This window comes from Sandaracinus amylolyticus (assembly GCF_021631985.1).
Classification (GTDB): domain Bacteria; phylum Myxococcota_A; class Polyangia; order Polyangiales; family Sandaracinaceae; genus Sandaracinus; species Sandaracinus amylolyticus_A.
The window spans coordinates 4,776,789-4,795,032 of record NZ_CP070225.1; the positions used below are offsets into that span (position 1 = coordinate 4,776,789).

Here is an 18,244-nt window from a genome sequence, read left to right on the forward strand (position 1 = left end):
CGCACAGCACGCTTCCGCCCTTGCCCCCAATGACGGAACCGTGACACACGCGACCTCACGGTCGCGCTATCCACCTACACCCCGGCCGTGCGGCCGAATCGCCCCGCTCGATCTCCACGTCGTGCGGGGCGCGCCTTTCCGCGAGGCCGCACGGCACCGAGCTCAGTCGCTGCGCACCACACGAGTCGAGGGTCAACGAGAGATGAAGCAGCACCACGAACCGATCGCGATCGTCGGAGTCAGCGCGCTCTTCCCCGGCTCAGTCGATCACACCGGCTTCTGGCACGACATCCTCGCGGGGCGCGATCTCTTGCGCGACATCCCGGCGAGCCACTGGCTCATCGAGGACTACTACGACCCCGATCCGAGCAAACCCGACAAGACGTACGCGAAGCGCGGCGCGTTCCTCGACGACGTCGACTTCGATCCGCTCGAGTGGGGCATCCCTCCGTCGATCGTCCCGCAGACCGACACCACGCAGCTGCTCGGTCTGATCGTCGCGCAGAAGGTGCTCGACGACGCGTGTCAGGGGCAGTTCTCGCGCATCGATCGCAGCAAGGTCAGCTGCATCCTCGGCGTCACGTCGGGCCAGGAGCTGATGGGCTCGATGGTCTCGCGGCTCCAGCGCCCGGTGTGGACGAAGGCGCTGCGCGAGTCGGGGATCCCGGAGTCGCAGGTCGGCGCGATCTGCGATCGCATCTCGAGCAGCTACACGAAGTGGGAAGAGTCGAACTTCCCGGGCCTGCTGGGCAACGTCGTCGCGGGGCGCATCGCGAACCGCCTCGACATCGGCGGCACGAACTGCGTGACCGACGCGGCGTGCGCATCGACGTTCAGCGCGCTCTCGATGGCGGTGAACGAGCTCAGCGTGGGGCAGTCGGACCTCGTGATCGCAGGTGGCTGCGACACGATGAACGACATCTTCATGTACATGTGCTTCAGCAAGACGCCGGCGCTGAGCGCGAGCGGCGACTGCCGCCCGTTCAGCGACAAGGCGGACGGCACGATGCTGGGCGAAGGGCTCGGCATGATCGCGCTGAAGCGCTTGAGCGACGCCGAGGCCGCGGGCGATCGCGTCTACGCCGTGATCCGCGGCGTGGGCAGCTCGAGCGACGGTCGCGCGAAGAGCGTGTACGCGCCGGTGCCCGCCGGTCAGGCGAAGGCGCTGCGTCGCGCGTACGAGGTCGCGGGCTACGCGCCGACGACGGTCGAGCTCGTCGAGGCGCACGGCACCGGCACGCGCGCCGGTGACGCGGCGGAGTTCGAGGGCCTTCGCACGGTGTTCGGCGAGGCCGGACAGGGCGCGAAGCAGTGGTGCGCGCTCGGCTCGGTGAAGTCGCAGATCGGCCACACGAAGAGCGCGGCGGGCGCGGCGGGCCTCATCAAGGCGGTGCTCGCGCTGCACCACAAGGTGCTGCCGCCGACCATCAAGATCGATCGCCCCGACCCGAAGCTGAAGGTCGACGAGAGCCCGTTCTACCTGAACACCGAGGCGCGCCCGTGGGTGCGCACGAGTGATCATCCGCGGCGCGCGAGCGTGAGCTCGTTCGGCTTCGGCGGATCGAACTTCCACATCGCGGTCGAGGAGTACGTCGGCCCCGGTGAGCGCGCGTGGCGCTCGCGCACCAGCGACACCGAGCTCGTGCTGCTGCGCGCGCCCGACGCGAAGGCGCTCGCGGGCGACGCGCGGGCGATGGCGAAGGACGTCGAGCAGACGATCGCCGAGAACCGCCCGGGCATGCTCGTGTACCTCGCGCGCACGACGCAGGAGGCGTTCGTCGCGACGACGGGCGCGCGCCTCGCGATCGTGGCGAGCGACGAGGCGGACCTCGCGGCGAAGCTGAAGACGGCGGCGGAGAAACTGGAAGGTTCTTCCACTTCTTCGTTCTCGCTGCCGAACGGCGTGCACTTCGAGCAGGGCTCGCACGAGGGCAAGGTCGCGTTCCTCTTCCCCGGTCAGGGCTCGCAGTACCTGCGCATGGGGCTCGGCCTCGCGACGACGTGGGACGCGGCGCGCGCGCCGTGGGACGAGGCGGCGGAGCTCGGGCTCGCGCTGCACGACGTGGTGTTCCCGAAGGCTGCGTTCGACGACGCGACGCGCACGAAGCAGCGCGCGACGCTGACCGCGACCGAGAACGCACAGCCGTCGATCGGCGCGGCGAGCCTCTCGGCGCTGCGCCTGCTGACGAGCGTCGGGCTGCTGCCCGCGGCGGTCGCGGGGCACAGCTTCGGCGAGGTGATCGCGCTGCACGCGGCGGGCGCGATCTCGAGCGCGGACGCGCTGCGCATCGCGAAGGCGCGCGGCGAGCGCATGGCCGAGGCGGCGCGCACCACCGAGGGCGCGATGAGCGCGGTGATCGCGGGCGCGGACGCGGTGCGCGGGGCGATCGCGAAGCACGGCCTCGACGTGGTGATCGCGAACCACAACGCGCCCGATCAGTCGGTGATCAGCGGCACGACGAGCGCGATCGAGAAGGCCGAGGGCGCGCTGCGCGGCGAGGGCCTGACGGTGAAGCGGCTCGAGGTCGCGACCGCGTTCCACTCGCCGGTGGTCGCGGCAGCGGCGGCGCCCTTCGCGTCGTGGCTCGAGGGCGTCAGCGTGAAGGCGCCGAGCATCGCGGTGTACGCGGATGCGACGGCGGCGCCCTACGGCGCGAGCGAGAGCGCAGTGCGCGAGACGCTGGGCGCGCAGCTCGCGGCGCCGGTGCGCTTCGTCGAGATCGTCGAGGCGATGTACGCGGACGGCGTGCGCACCTTCGTCGAGGTCGGGCCGGGCTCGGTGCTCACCGGGCTGGTCTCGAAGATCCTCGCAGGGCGTCCGCACCGCGCGATCGCGACCGATCGCAAGGGCGAGACGGGGCTCACGAGCTGGCACCACGCGCTGGGCAAGCTCGCGGTCGCGGGCCTGCCGGTGCAGCTCGGAGCGCTGTGGAGCGCGTACGCGCCGGCGCTCGATCCGCGCAGCAAGAAGAAGCCGAAGCTCGCGCTGAAGCTGAACGGCTCGAACTACGACAAGCCCTATCCGCCGAAGGGCGGCGCGGCGGCGCTGCCGCAGCCGAACCCCGAGAAGGAGCCCGAGGTGCGCATCGTCGAGCGCATCGTCGAGGTGCCGGTGCACGTTCCCCAACCGACTGCCGCTGCGAGCCACGAGATGAGCCACGACGATCGCCCGAAGCACGCTCCCGTCCCCGCTACGAATTCCGTAGCGCTCCCCGCCGAGGCGCAGCTCGCGTGGATCGGCGCGTTCCAGGAGGCGCAGCGCGCGACGGCCGAGGCCCACGCTGCCTTCCAGCGCTCGATGGCGGACGCGCACGCGGCGTTCCTGAAGAGCAGCGAGACCTCGTTCATCGGCCTCGCGAGCATGCTGGGCGCGGGCCCGGTGATGAGCGCGGCGCCGCTCGCGTACGCGCCCGCGCCGGTGATCGCGCCGCAGCCCGTGGCGTACGTGCCCGCGCCCGCGCCGGTCGCGCAGCCGCAGCCGATCGCGCTGCCGAACACCTACGCCGCGCCGGTCGCAGCGCCCGCGCCGATCGCAGCGCCGGCGCCGATCGCAGCGCCGGCGCCGATCGCGCCCGCACCCGTCGTCGTGGCCCCCGCGCCCGCCACCGTCGATCTGATGGCGGTGATGCTCGACGTGGTCGCCGCGAAGACCGGCTACCCGAGCGAGATGATCCAGATGGGCATGGAGCTCGAGGCCGATCTCGGCATCGACTCGATCAAGCGCGTCGAGATCCTCGCCGCAGTGCGCGAGAAGGCGCCGGGGCTGCCCGATCTCGATCCGGCGGCGCTCGGTGCGCTGCGCACCGTCGGCGAGATCGTCGATCACCTGAAGGCGCATCTGCCCGCGGGATCGACCACGACCACGTCGCCGTCCACGACCACGTCGCCGTCGACGGCTGGCGGGCCGTCGGTGGATCTGATGGCGGTGATGCTCTCGGTCGTCGCGGCGAAGACCGGATACCCGGCCGAGATGATCCAGATGGGCATGGAGCTCGAGGCCGATCTCGGCATCGACTCGATCAAGCGCGTCGAGATCCTCGCCGCGGTGCGCGAGCAGGCGCCGGGGCTGCCCGATCTCGATCCCGCGGCGCTCGGGGCGCTGCGCACGGTCGGTGAGATCGTCGATCACCTGAAGGCGCATCTGCCCAGCGGATCGACCACGTCGCCGTCCACGACCACGTCGACGAGCAGCGCGGCGGGCGGCGTCGATCTGATGAAGGTGATGCTCGAGGTGGTCGCCGCGAAGACCGGCTATCCCGCCGAGATGATCCAGATGGAGATGGAGCTCGAGGCCGATCTCGGCATCGACTCGATCAAGCGCGTCGAGATCCTCGCCGCGGTGCGCGAGCAGGCGCCCGGGCTGCCCGATCTCGATCCCGCAGCGCTCGGTGCACTGCGCACGGTGGGTGAGATCGTCGATCACCTGAAGGCGCACCTGCCCGGTGGCGCGCCCGTCGCCGCGGCCGCGACCACCAGCGCGCCCGCGAAGACGACCGCGAAGCCCGCGCTCGGTCGCTACGTCACGCGCGCGGTCGCGGCGCCGGCGAGCGGCCTGCTGACGCCGGGCCTGCTCGGCGCGTCGCGCGTCGTGATCACCGACGAGGGCACCGGCATCGCGGCGGCGCTCGTGAGCGCGCTCGCGTCGCGCGGGCTGCGCGCCGAGGTGGTGCGCGACGTTCCCGCCGACGCCGACGCGGTGATCGTGCTCGCCGGTCTGCGCGAGGTCGCGCGCGACGAGGACGCGATCGCGATCAACCGCGAGGCGTTCCGCGCGGCGAAGGCGGTCGCGGCGACGCTCGCGAGCAAGGGCGGCGCGTTCGTGACGGTGCAGGACACCGGCGGCGACTTCGGGCTCTCGGGCTCGTCGCGCGCGTGGCTCGCCGGGCTCTCGGCGCTGGTGAAGACCGCCGCGCAGGAGTGGCCGAAGGCGCATGCGCGCGCGATCGATCTCGAGCGTGGTGGGCGCGATGCAGCGACGCTCGCGGCGCGGATCGCCGACGAGCTCGTGCACGGCGGCCCGGAGCTCGAGGTCGGGCTCCGCGCGAGCGGTGAGCGCCTCACGCTGATCTCGGAGCGCGTCGCGGTCGCGAGCTCGCCCTCGGTGCTCGAGGCGGGCAGCGTGGTGGTCGCGTCGGGCGGTGCGCGCGGCGTGACCGCGGCGACGCTGATCGCGCTGGCGCGCGAGACGAAGTGCAAGCTCGTGCTCCTCGGCCGCACCGCGCTCGAGGACGAGCCCGGCGCGGCGAAGGGCGCGAACGACGACGCCGCGCTCAAGCGCGCGCTGCTCGAGGACGCGAAGAAGAGCGGCACCGCGATCGCGCCGGCCGAGCTCGGCAAGCGCGTGGAGCGCATCCTCGCGAACCGCGAGGTGCGCGGGACGATCGACGCGATCCGCGCTGCCGGTGGCGACGCGAAGTACGTCGCGGTCGACGTGCAGGACGCGAGCGCAGTGTCGAAGGCGCTCGACGAGGTGCGCGCGAGCTGGGGCCCGATCGCGGGCCTCGTGCACGGCGCGGGCGTGCTCGCGGATCGCTTCATCGCGGACAAGACGCAGGACCAGTTCGATCGCGTGTTCGACACGAAGATCGAGGGCCTGCGCGCGCTGCTCGCGGCGACGGCGAACGATCCGCTGAAGACGGTCGTGTTCTTCTCGTCGGTCGCGGCGCGCTGCGGCAACCAAGGCCAGTGCGACTACGCGATGGCGAACGAGGTGCTCAACAAGATCGGCGCGAAGCTGCGCCGCGAGCGCGGCGTGCGCGTGAAGTCGCTCGGCTGGGGCCCGTGGGAGGGCGGCATGGTGACGCCCGCGCTCAAGGCGCGCTTCGAGAAGCTCGGCGTGCCGCTGATCGGCCTCGCGGACGGCGCGAAGATGCTCGTCGACGAGCTCGGTCGCGGCGCCGGTGACGACGTCGAGCTCGTGCTCGGCGGCGAGCCGCGCGCCGAGGCGCTGGTCACCGAGCCCGGCAAGGCCACCGAGGAGCGCGCGCTCGAGATCGTGATCGATCGCGCCGCGTCCCCGTTCGTCGCGAGCCACGTCGTGAAGGGCACGCCGGTCTTCCCCGCGGTGATGGCGATCGAGCTCTTCGCGCGCGCGGCGCGCACGCGTCGCAGCGACCTCGTGGTCAGCGCGGTGCGCGAGCTCAAGGTGCTGCGCGGCATCCGCCTCGCGCAGTACGAGACCACGGGGGATCGCTTCACGGTCACCTCGCGCCTCGTCACCAACGGCTCGAGCGCGACCTACGAGATGGCGCTCGTCGGCGAAGGCGGCGTGAAGCACTACACCGCGAAGATCGAGATGGAGCCGCGCCTCGCGGTGTCGAGCGCGAGCGCGCCCGCGCTCGGATCGCTCACGCCGTGGTCGGACATCGTCTACGGCGACGTGCTCTTCCACGGCCCGCTCTTCCACGCGATCCAGTCGCTCGAGGGCGAGAGCGAGCGCGGCATCGCGGGCACGCTCGTGGGCCTGCACGAGCTCGGCTGGAGCACCGACGAGGCGTGGGCGAGCGATCCCGCGCTGCTCGACGGCGGGCTGCAGCTCGCGGTGCTCTGGGTGAAGCACGCGCTCAAGGGCGCGTCGCTGCCCACGTCGATCGGTGCGTACGTGCCGCTCAAGAACGGCGCGCGCGGTCCGTTCCGCGTGGTCGCGAGCGGTCGCGCGAAGAACCGTGATCAGGCGGTGTTCGACGTCGTGTTCAGCGACGCGAGCGGCGCGGCGGTCGCGAAGCTCGAGGACGTCGAGATCTCGGTGCTGCCCGGCAGCCGTCAGGAGCTCGAGGCCGCGGCGCGCTCGCGGGCCGACGCGTGAAGCGCGCTCGGTTCGCGCCGATCGCGATCGTCGGTCGTGCGTGTGTGCTCCCCGGAGCGCTCTCTCCCGAGGCGCTCTGGGAGCTGGTCGCGGCCGGTCGTGACGCGATCACGCCCGCGCCCGAGGATCGCTGGGGCCTCCGCAAGGAGGACGTGCTCGGGCCGGCGAGCTCTGCCTCGGGAGGACAGCCTAGCGGTGATCGCGCGTGGAGCGATCGCGGCGGCTACGTACGCGGCTTCGAGCACATCTTCGATCCGAGCGGGTTCGGGATCGACGCGCGCGAGGTGAAGCGGCTCGATCCGCTCTTCCAGTGGGTGCTGCACACCGCGCGCGAGGCGCTGCGCGACGCAGGACGGCTGAGCGAAGGGCGCGCGAAGGGCGGCGGCGATCGCACCGGCGCGATCCTCGGCAACCTCTCGTTCCCGACCGCGACGATGAGCCGCTACGCGGCGAGCGTGTGGCTCGAGGGCACGCCCTACGCGCCCGCGACCGGCGCGATCGATCCGCGCAACCGCTTCATGTCGGGCCTGCCCGCGCATCTGCTCTCGCGCGCGCTTGGCGTCGGCGGTCCGCGCTTCGCGCTCGATGCCGCGTGCGCGTCCTCGCTCTATGCGATCGCGCTCGCGTGCGACGCGCTCCACGAGGGCCGCGCCGACACGATGCTCGCGGGCGCGGTGAACTGCGCCGACGATCTCTTCATCCACGTCGGGTTCTGCGCGCTCCAGGCGATGAGCAAGACGGGCCGCAGCCGCCCGTTCCATCCCGACGCGGACGGCCTCGTGCCCAGCGAGGGCGCGGCGATCCTCGTGCTGCGCCGCCTCGCCGACGCGCTGCGCGACGGCGAGCGCGTGCTCGGTGTCATCCGCGGCGTGGGCCTCGCGAACGATGGTCGCGGCCGCGGCCTGCTCGCGCCGAGCGAAGACGGACAGATCCGCGCGATGCGCGCGGCGTGGGACGTCGCGGGGCTCGATCCCTCGAGCGTCGAGTACGTCGAGTGCCACGCGACCGGCACGCCGGTCGGCGACGCGACCGAGATCCGCAGCATGACGCGCACCTTCGAAGGGGCGCGCGCGCTGCCGATCGGATCGCTCAAGGCGAACCTCGGGCACCTCGTCACCGTCGCGGGCGCGGCGGGCCTGATGAAGGTGCTCTCGGCGTTCGAGCACGGCACCAAGCCGCCGACGCCGCACCTCGATCGCACGACCAGCGCGCTCGACGGAACGCCGCTGCGCGTGGTGCGCGCGCCCGAGCCGTGGACCTCGAGCGGCCCGCGTCGCGCGGCGATCAGCGCGTTCGGGTTCGGCGGCAACGACGCCCACCTGATCGTCGAGGAGTGGCGCGGCCAGCGCATCGACGTGGAAGCGCCGGGGCCCAAGCCGCGCATCGCGATCATCGGCATCGGTGCGCGCGTCGGCGACGGTGCCTCGCGCGCGGACCTCGCGAGCGATCTCGCGACCGGACGCTCGCGTGTCCGTGATGGCGCAGCGCGCGCCGAAGAGGTCGTGCTCGCGCTCGAAGGGCTGCGCTTCCCGCCGGTCGATCTGCAGCGCTCGATCGCGCAGCAGACGATGTTGCTCGCGGCGGCGCGCGAGGCCGCGGCGCAGGTCCCGCAGGTCCGCGCGGATCGCGCGGCGGCGATCGTCGGCATGGGCTGCGATCCCGAGGTCGCGCGCTGGGGCGCGCGGTGGCGCCTCGCGGAGATCGCGAAGCGCGAGGGCTGGGACGAGCCGACGCTGCGCAAGGCGCGTGACGGCATCGCGCCCTCGCTCGATGCGGCGACGGTCGTCGGCACGATGCCGAACATCCCCGCGAACCGGGTGAACTCGCAGCTCGACGTGTCGGGCGCGAGCTACACGGTGAGCGCCGAGGAAGCGTCGGGCCTGCGCGCGCTCGAGCTCGCGCGTCGAGCGCTGGAGCGCGGCGAGATCGACGTCGTGTACGTCGGCGCGGTCGATGCGAGCGCGGAGCCGGTGCATCGGCGCGCGAGCGACGCGGTGCTGGGGCGCGCCGAGCTCGCGGGCGACGCGGCGATCGTCGTCGTGCTGATGCGCGAGGACGACGCGCGCCGCGAGGGCGCGACGGTGCTCGCGGTGATCGATGACGCATCGGGCGAGGCGCTCGCGCTCGGCGACGCAGGCACGTCGCTGGCGCCGCTCTTCGGCCGCGCGCACGCGGCGTGGGGCCTCGTGCACGTCGCCGCGGGCGCGCTCGCGATCCACCACGGCGTGCGTCCGAGGACGAGCGCCGGTGCCGCAGAAGCGTGGCGAGAGCGCCGCGCGGAGATCGTGATCGACGCGCTCGAGGGCGAGCGCTCGGTGATCCACTTGCGCGCCGCCGAGGGCAGCGCGCCTGCCCCGATCCAGCCGGTTCCCGCGCCCAGCGGCCCGGTGCTGCGCCTGCCCGCGCATCCCGCGCCCCCGCGCGTCGACGTCCTCCCGGTGAAGCCTCGTATGCAGCGAATGGAGCCCGCCCCCAGCCTCCCGCCGGTCCTCAACGGCAAGGAGCACCACGAGCCGTTCACCGCCGCGACGAAGCCCGCGCCGTCGCCCGCGCCCGTGCTCACGCAGGCGCCGTCGACCGCGCACGCGCCGCTCGCGGCGCCGGCTCATTCGCCCGCGCTCACGCAGGCGCACGCGCCGTCGCACTCGCTCGCGCCGTCGCACCCGCCCGCGCCGTCGCCCTCGCACTCGCTCGCGCCGTCGCACCCGCCCGCGCCGTCGCACTCGCACCCGCCGTCGCCCGCGCACCCGCCGTCGCCCGCGCCGTCCTCGCCGCACGCGCAGATCCTCGCGCGCGTCGCGGAGCACCAGCGCGCGCTCGGCGCGATGCACCGCGACTTCCTCGCGCAGCAGAGCGCGCTGCACGAGCAGTTCCTCCGCACGCGACAGAACGCGATGTTCGTCCTGCTCGGCGGCGCCGCTGCGGCGCCGAGTGTCGGGTCGCAGCCTTCGGGTGTCCTCCCGGCGAGCTCGAATGTCGGGTCGCAGCCTTCGGGTGTCCTCCCGGCGAGCTCGAATGTCGGGTCGCAGCCTTCGAGTGTCCTCCCGGCGAGCTCGAATGTCGGGTCGCAGCCTTCGAGTGTCCTCCCGGCGAGCTCGGATGTCCGGTCGCAGCCTTCGAGTGTCCTCCCGGCGAGCTCGAATGTCGTGTCGCAGCCTTCGAGTGTCCTCCCGGCGAGCTCGGATGTCCGGTCGCAGCCTTCGAGTGTCCTCCCGGCGAGCTCGGATGTCCGGTCGCAGCCTTCGAGTGTCGTCACGGGCGCTCCGAAGGTCGTGTCTCCGCCGACTTCGACCGCGGCCCGGTCGCGCGCGCTCCAGCCCGATGCGCCGCGTCCTCCGACCGGTCGCAGCTGGTCGCGCGCGGAGCTCGAGGTCCACGCCGGTGGTCGCATCTCCGAGATCTTCGGCGAGCTCTTCGCGCAGCAGGACGAGCACGCCGTGCAGGTCCGCATGCCGATGGAGCCGATGCTCCTCGCCGATCGTGTCGTCGGCATCGAGGCCGTTCCCGGGATCCTCGGCCGCGGCATGGACGCCGTGCTCGGCAAGGACGGCAAGGGCACCGTCTGGACCGAGACCGACATCCGCTGGGACTCGTGGTGGCTCCACGAGGGCCGCATGCCCGCCGGCATCCTCATCGAGGCGGGTCAGGCCGATCTCTTCCTCATCTCGTACATGGGCGCCGACTTCCTCAACAAAGGAAAGCGCGCCTATCGACTGCTCGGCTGCGAGCTCACCTACCACCGCAGCCCGCCCATCCCCGGCGAGACGATCCGCTACGACATCCACGTCGACGGCCACGCCAACCAGGGCGACGTCCGCCTCTTCTTCTTCCACTACGACTGCCGCGTCGTGAGCCCCGACGGCAGCGCCGGCGAGCCCGTGCTCACCGTGCGCCGCGGCCAGGCCGGCTTCTTCACGCGCGCCGAGCTCGACGACTCCGCGGGCATCCTCTGGAAGCCCGAGGAGCAGGAGATCGTGAAGGACGCGCGCGTCGACGCGCCGCTCCTGCCGCTCGCGCGCACCTCGTTCGAGCGCGAGCACCTCGACGCCTACGCGCGCGGCGACGTCGTGTCGTGCTTCGGCCCCGCGTTCACGCCGACCAACGCGCACGTGCGCACCCCGCGCATCGCCGGCGGTCGCATGCTCTTCTTCGATCGCGTCGACGCGCTCGAGTCGAGCGGCGGACCGTGGAAGCGCGGCTACCTCAAGGCCACGCGTCACATCACGCCCGACGACTGGTTCTTCCCCGGGCACTTCCACAACGACCCGTGCATGCCGGGCACGCTGATGTTCGAGGGCTGCCTCCAGGCGCTCTCGTTCTATCTCGCGGCGCAGGGCGTGACGGTCGAGCGCGACGGCTGGCGCTTCGAGCCGGTCACCGGCGAGCCCTACAAGATGCTCTGCCGCGGCCAGGTCGTGCCGGAGTCGAAGGAGCTCGTCTACGAGGTCTTCGTCGAGGAGATCCACGACGGACCGATCCCGACGATCTACGCGGACCTGCTCTGCACCGTCGATGGCCTCGGCGCGTTCCACACGCGCCGCATGGGCCTGCGCCTGGTGCCCGACTGGCCGATCTCGGAGCACCCGCGCCTCGTCTCGGGCGACGCGCTGCCGCCTGCGCCGGGCCACGAGCCGCTCGCGCTGCCGCAGGCCGATCCCAGCAAGCCGGTCGCGCGCGCGTCGAACGGTCCGAGCGAGGGCTTCCCGTTCGACTACGCGTCGCTGCTCGCGTGCGCGTGGGGCAAGCCCAGCACCGCGTTCGGCAAGATCTACGAGCGCTTCGACGGCGTGCGGAAGGTCGCGCGCCTGCCCGGTCCGCCCTACCACTTCATGTCGCGCGTCGTCGACGTGAAGGGCCCGATGGGCGAGGCCAAGTCGGGCGCGGAAGTGACCGTCGACTACGACGTGCCGCGCGACGCCTGGTACTTCCACGAGAACGGCGCGGCGAGCATGCCGATGTGCGTGCTCATGGAGGCCGCGCTCCAGCCCTGCGGTTGGCTCGCGAGCTACGTCGGCTGCGCGCTCACGAGCGAAGAGGACCTCCTCTTCCGCAACCTCGACGGCAAGGGCACGTTGCACGCGGAGGTGCTGCCCACGAGCGGCACGCTGCGCACCCACGCGAAGCTCAAGTCGCTCAGCAAGAGCGGCACGATGATCATCGTCGCGTTCGACGTGCGCTGCACCGTGAACGACGTGCTCGTCTACACGCTCGACACCGTGTTCGGGTTCTTCCCGAAGGCGGCGTTCGAGAACCAGGCGGGCCTTCCGATCAGCGACGCGCAGCGCGCGCTCTTCGCGAGCGGCGGCGACACCGTGATCGATCTTCGCGCGCGTCCCGCGCACCTCACGACCGGCAGCGCGAAGCTCGCGACGCCCTTCCTCCTGATGCTCGACCGCGTCGTGCACTGGGACCCGAAGGGCGGCGCGAAGGGCCTCGGCGCGCTGCGCGCCGAGAAGGACGTCGATCCCGGCGAGTGGTTCTTCAAGGCGCACTTCTTCCAGGATCCGGTCCAGCCCGGATCGCTCGGCATCGAGGCGATGTGCCAGCTGCTCCAGCTCTTCATGCTGGAGACGAAGATGCACGAGGGCATGAAGCGCCCGCGCCTCGAGCCGATCGCGGTCGGCAAGGTGCTGACGTGGAAGTACCGCGGGCAGGTCGTGCCGACGAACGGCGTGATCGGCTGCACGCTCGAGGTGACCGAGGTCGGTCGCGACGAGCGCGGCGCGTTCGCGATCGCCGACGCGTCGCTGTGGGTCGACGGCAAGCGCATCTACGACGCGAAGAACCTCGGCATGCGCATCGTCGACGACGGTGACGCGCCGACGACGCGTGACGACGACGAAGAGATCGTCGACGCGGCGTCGATCGCCGATCACTGCCCCACGTGGGTCATTCCCGCGCTGCCCGCGATGTCGATGCTCGATCGCATCGCCGCCGCGGCGAAGCGCGCGAGCGGTCGCGACGTGATCGAAGTGCGCGACATGCAGATCCAGCGATGGATCACCACCGCGAGCGGCCCCGCGAAGATCCGCGCGCGGGTGACCCCCAGCGCGCAGGAAGGCGTGCTCGACGCGGTGCTCGAGGTGTTCCGCGACGCGCGCGATCCGCGCCTCTCGCGCTTCGAGCCCGCCGCCACCGCGAAGGTGCGCGTGGGCGCGTATCCCGCGGCGCCCGCGCCGCTCGCGCCGCTCGCCGATGCGCGCGTGGTGCCCTCGCCGTACGCGACGGGCCAGCTCTTCCACGGCCCCGCGTTCCAGCGCCAGCGCGAGCTGAAGATGGGCCGCGCGGGATCGAGCGCGCGCCTCGACGCGAGCGGCAAGACCGGCGAGCTGCACCCGATCGTGCTCGACGCGGCGACCCACGGCGTGCCGCACGATGCGATGGAGACGTGGGACGCGCGCATCCCGCCGGGGCGCGCCGCGTACCCGTATCGCATCGAGCGCGCGGCGTTCTTCGGCGCGGCTCCGACCGGCGGCGAAGTGCGCGTGGAGGCGCGCGCCGCGGGCTTCGACGGTCACGCGCGCGTGTCGCTGCAGCTGGTCGTCGGCGAGCGCGTGTGGTGCGAGATCGATCTCGTCGAGGTGCTGCTCCCGAAGGGCCCGATCGGCATGGCCCCGCCGCTCGCGCGTCAGGCGTTCCTGCGCGATCGGAAGCACGTGGGCGGCGTCGCGCTCGCCCAGCCGATCGACGCGTCGACGTCGAAGCTCGACGTGCGCGATCTCGCCGCGAGCAACTGGCTGCCCGGCACCGTGGAGCGCGTCTACGCGATCCCGAGCGGTCGCGACGTCGCGACCGAGGTCGCGATCAAGGATCACGTCGCGCGCAGCACCGCGTCGCATCCGTCGCGCGTCGACGTCACGGGCGAGACAGCACGCTCGGCGCACGAGCCGCTCGGGCCGCGCGTGGTGAGCGTGTCGCGCGACGAGACCTCGATCGTGGTGAAGGACGCGGCGCCGATCACGATCGACGTCGCGCCGATCCGCGCGTTCTGGCGCGAGCACCTCTTCCCCGGAAAACACAGTGGGATCGGCGCGTGGGCGGGCGAGGACCTCTTCCTCACGCTGATCGAGCGCTTCGTGCGCCGCGTGCACCTCACCGATCCCCATGCGTTCGCGAAGATCCGCGGCAAGAGCGCGCTCTTCCTCGCGAACCACCAGGTCGGTGTCGAGTCGCTGCTCTTCGGGATCACGATGTCGGCGCTCAACGGGCTGAGCACGCTGACGCTCGCGAAGAAAGAGCACCGCGACACCTGGCTCGGCAAGCTGATCATGCACGCGTTCGCGTACCCGGGCGTCGTCGACCCGCGCGTGATCGCGTACTTCGATCGCAGCGATCCCGCGTCGCTCCCGACGATCCTCGGGGAGCTCGGCGCGATGATGCGGTCGTCGGGCAAGAACGTGGTCATCCACGTCGAGGGCACGCGCGCGCTCTCGTGCGCGCAGCCGATCACGAAGATGAGCGGCGTGTTCGTCGACATGGCGATCACGCTGGGCACGCCGATCGTGCCGGTGCGCTTCGTGGGGGGCCTGCCGCGCGAGCCGCTCGCCGAGCGCATCGAGATGCCGTTCGGGATGGGCCGCCAGGACTACTTCGTGGGCGCGCCGATCGATCCGATCGAGCTCCAGGCGATGCCGTACAAGGAGCGCACCGATCGTGTGCTCGCGGCGATCAACGCGCTCGGTCCGGGCCACGATCACGAGGCGCCCTTCGAGCACGACGCGACGCTCGAGCGTGCGGCGACCGAGCGCGCGCAGCGGACCGGCGCGATGCTCCCGCTCGCGACGATCACCGAGGTGCTCGCTTCGCGCGCGTCGCGCCTCGGGCCCGAGCTCGCGTCGATCGTCACCAGCGGGCAGACGCCGTCGACGGGTCATGCGGCGAAGGACGCGTGGCTCGCCGAGCTCGCGGCGCAGCTCCGCGGCCCGAAGGGGTAGGTTCCACGGGCGGCGAGCCCGGTCGCGGTCTAGCATCGGGCCGTGGAACGTCGCGCGCAGTTCGACGCGATCACCCGGGCGCTGCGCCTCCGCGATCTCGCGGTGCCCGCCGGTGGCACCCTGCGGCGCGGGACGCTCGTCGTCGACGAGCCTCCGAGCGGCACGCGCACCCGCGCACCGAGCCCGCTCGAGGACGATCGAGCGAGCCTCCCGCGCCTCGACCTCGCGGAGTCGACCGACACCACCGCGACCGGCGCGGAGATCACGCTCGGCGAGCTGCTCGGCGCGGGCGGGATGGGCGCGGTGTTCGTCGCGCGGCAGCGTTCGCTGCGGCGCGACGTCGCGGTCAAGCGACTGCGCGCGGGCAGTCCCGCGGGCGGCACCGACGACGCACGACACGCCGCCGCGCTCCTCGCCGAGGCGCGGATCACGGGCGCGCTCGAGCACCCGAGCATCGTCCCGGTGCACGTGCTCGGCGTCGACGAGCAGGGCTCGCCGCTGCTCGTGATGAAGCGCATCGAGGGCGCGACGCTGGAGCAGCTGCTGCGCGACGACGCGCACCCCGCGTGGGCCGAGCTCGAGCGACGCCACGGCGATCGCCTCGGCGCGGAGTGCGAGATCCTCGTGCGCGTCGCGGACGCGCTCCACTTCGCGCACAGCCGCGGCGTCGTGCATCGCGACGTGAAGCCCGCGAACGTGATGGTCGGCAGCTTCGGCGAGGTCTACGTCGTCGACTGGGGCGTCGCGCTGCAGCTCCACGAAGCGAGCGACGAGGCGCACGAGATCGTCGGCACGCCGGCGTTCATGGCGCCCGAGATGGTGCGCGCGGACGCGACGCTCGTGGACGCGCGCACCGACGTCTATCTGCTCGGCGCGACGCTGCACGCGGTGCTCGTCGGCACGAACCGTCATCGCGGCGACTCGAGCGCGCAGGTGCTGCTCGCGGCGTTCCTCTCCGAGCCGTTCGAGTACGACGCGAGCGTCCCCGAGGAGCTCGCCGCGCTCGCGAACGCGTGCACGTCCGTCGATCCCGCGGATCGGCCGGAGAGCGCACGCGCGTTCCGCGATGCGCTCGCCGACTTCCTCCGTCATCGCGGATCGCTCCGCCTCGCCGCGACCGCGGAGTCGAAGCTCGAGGCGCTGCGCATCGCGACCGGAGGCAGCGCCGCGCTGCTCGCGCGTCCCGACACGTTCGCAGAGCTCGTCGAGTGCCGCTTCGCGCTCGCACAGTCGCTCGCCGAGTGGCCCGGCAACCAGCGCGCGCGGCGCGCGCTCCACACGACGCTCACGTGGATGGTCGAGGCCGAGCTCGAGCGGCGGAGCGCCGACGGAGCCGCGACCGTCGCGCGCGCGCTCGACCCGCCGGATCCCGCGCTCGACGCGCGCATCGAGTCGCTGCGCGCGAAGCTCGAGGAGGCGCGCGAGCTCGAGGAGGAAGGCCGCGCCGAGCGCCAGGAGCGCGAGCTCGAGTCGACGTCGCGTTATCGCGTGCCGATCACGCTCGGCATCATCGCGCTCTGCATCGTGACGTTCGGGCTGGCGCTGACGCGCGAGCACGTGTCGGCGCGTCCGGTGCCGATGGATCGCGTGGTCCGCGTCGACGTCGCGATGCTCGGGATCATGGCGAGCACGCTCTGGGTCTTCCGGCGTCGTCTGCTGAAGAACCGGCTGACGAAGCAGCTCGCGTCGCTGCTGCTGCTCTCGCTCGGCGCCTCGACGATCGCGGATCAGGTCCACGCCTCGCGCGGCGAGACGAGCCTGGAGGCGGGCGCGCTGAGCGTGATGATGGTCGGCGCGGTGTTCCTCGGCGCGGCGATCGGCATCGGAGGGCGCTTGTGGTGGGCCGCGGGCGTGTGCTTCGCCGCGGGCATCGTCGCGGCGATCTGGCCCGCGACGTCGACGCTCATGGTCGGCGTCGGGTGCGTCGGGTGCCTGATCGCGCTGATCTACGACGCGCTCGGCGCGCGCAGCCGCGTCTCGCTCTGATCAGTCGGCGAGGCAGCCGGCGCGCGCGGCGCTGCATGCGTCGGGGCTCGGATAGAGCTCGTCGCAGTCGGCACCGATGCACTGGCAGCCGCTGATCCCGGTGCATGCCGCGCCGTTCCACGCGTAGCCGAGGAAGAGCAGGCACGCGCCCTCGCCGCGCGCGTCCTGGGCCTCGCAGCCCGGGGCGTCGCATGCGCCCGGCCGCGCCACGCTCGCGCCCGCGGCGTTCGCGATGCACGCGTTGCAGTGCGTGGTGCCGTCGCATGCGCACACGCCGGGGCAGTCCTCGGGGCACCCGCTGGGGCGAGGCATACACGAGCCCGGACCGTGGCAGCCGAGCGCGGTGAAGTCGCAGTACGACTCGGCATCGCAGTCGGCGCTCGACGCGCACGCGGAGCATCCGGGCCCGCACTCGCGCTCGAGGACGAGCGCGCCGCTCGAGCATCGCGCGGTGCGCGCGCAGCAGCCCTCGTCGGCCTCGCACGCGCCGCCGAACGAGCACGGATCGCCGCTCGCTCCACCGGCGAGCGCGTCCTCGCAGCGCGTCCATCCGCCCGGGCACGCGATCGGCGGGCAACCTCCGGGCGTGCAACCGAGCGGCGCCTCGCCGGGACATCCGGGACAGCACACCTCGTCGATCGCGCAGACCTCGTCGCCACAGCGCGCGCCGGCATCGACGCGCACCGCCGCATCACCGGTGATCGAGTGGCTCTCGCTGCACGCCGACGCGAGCGCGAGGACGACGAGCGCGACGAACGAGCAGAGTCGAGTCATGCCTGCGCGATCGTACACGCCGCGTCGGCGCGAGGGGACATGGCACACTCCGTCGCACGCGTTCTACCGGCACGGCGACGCGCATCTGGTTCGCGTGGTCCGAGGTCCGCGGCGTCGACGCGCTCGGCGGGGACGCCGACACGGTGCGCGTGCTGCTCGCGGAGCGCGGATGGGTCGCGCTCGACTGCGGCGGCCAAGCGCCCGCGATCGCCGCGCTGCTCCACGAGATCGCGCAGATCCCGCCCGCACACGGCTGACGCATCAGCGGTCGTGCGGCATGCGCCGATGGTGCTGCAGCCCGACGGTGTCGAAGGCGTCGCGCCCTGCGTCGGCGAGCACGCCGAGCAACGCGAGCCCCGCGTTGATCGGACCGGGGCGCGACGCGCGTCCGGCATCGAGCACCAGCACCCCATCGCGGTAGACCGCCGCGCTCTGCGCGCCGAGGCCGCCGAAATAGTCGGTCTCGAAGTACATCGCGACGTCGCGCGAGGTGATCTGCTCGAGGTAGCGGGCGACGAAATGGAGATACACGTGCTCGCCGGTGATCGGCGTGCGCAGCGCGTCGCCTCGCGTTGTTTCGTCGATCGCATCGAGCAGCCACTCGGGCGTCGGGACCCACAGCAGCGCCTGCTCCAGCGGCACCACTTCGGCGCCCGGAAAGTCCTGCGCGATCCGAGCGACCACGGACGAACGCGCGATCACGCCCTGGATGTGGTGGCCCATGCGCGGCGAGCCTACGCGATGG

The 18,244-nt window shown here is 72.6% G+C and carries 5 protein-coding genes; 3 read left to right on the top strand and 2 right to left on the bottom strand.

Annotated features, from left to right (window positions below; all coding sequences use genetic code 11):
* The first annotated feature begins 202 nt into the window (after positions 1-202).
* From I5071_RS20230 to I5071_RS20240, 3 genes are read left to right on the top strand one after another with little or no spacing between them, the layout of a single operon-like run.
* Positions 203-6,805 carry a type I polyketide synthase gene (locus I5071_RS20230; protein ID WP_236607130.1) on the top strand — a complete coding sequence of 2,201 codons (6,603 nt, stop codon included), beginning with the start codon at positions 203-205 and terminating at the stop codon, positions 6,803-6,805.
* Positions 6,802-14,739 carry a beta-ketoacyl synthase N-terminal-like domain-containing protein gene (locus tag I5071_RS20235; RefSeq protein WP_236607131.1) on the top strand — a complete coding sequence of 2,646 codons (7,938 nt, stop codon included), beginning with the start codon at positions 6,802-6,804 and terminating at the stop codon, positions 14,737-14,739. The genes I5071_RS20230 and I5071_RS20235 overlap by 4 nt, the downstream gene beginning before the upstream one ends.
* Before the next feature lie 42 nt (positions 14,740-14,781).
* Complete coding sequence (locus tag I5071_RS20240) at positions 14,782-16,725, top strand: protein kinase domain-containing protein (RefSeq protein WP_236607132.1); 1,944 nt, start codon at positions 14,782-14,784, stop codon at positions 16,723-16,725.
* Here I5071_RS20240 and I5071_RS20245 read toward each other — a convergent pair whose 3' ends face one another.
* Positions 16,726-17,499 carry a hypothetical protein gene (locus I5071_RS20245; RefSeq protein WP_236607133.1) on the bottom strand — a complete coding sequence of 258 codons (774 nt, stop codon included), beginning with the start codon at positions 17,497-17,499 and terminating at the stop codon, positions 16,726-16,728. It abuts the gene before it with no gap.
* Positions 17,500-17,760: 261 nt separating this feature from the next.
* Positions 17,761-18,222: a hypothetical protein gene (locus I5071_RS20250; protein ID WP_236607134.1), complete on the bottom strand. Its 462-nt coding sequence runs from the start codon at positions 18,220-18,222 to the stop codon at positions 17,761-17,763.
* Between the last annotated feature and the right edge of the window lie 22 nt (positions 18,223-18,244).

Excerpts from the sequence above, each read along its gene's own strand:
- I5071_RS20250 (WP_236607134.1), bottom strand. The coding sequence starts at position 18,222 with ATGGGCCACCACATCCAGGGCGTGATCGCGCGTTCGTCCGTGGTCGCT.
- I5071_RS20245 (WP_236607133.1), bottom strand. The coding sequence starts at position 17,499 with ATGACTCGACTCTGCTCGTTCGTCGCGCTCGTCGTCCTCGCGCTCGCG.
- I5071_RS20230 (WP_236607130.1), top strand. The coding sequence starts at position 203 with ATGAAGCAGCACCACGAACCGATCGCGATCGTCGGAGTCAGCGCGCTC.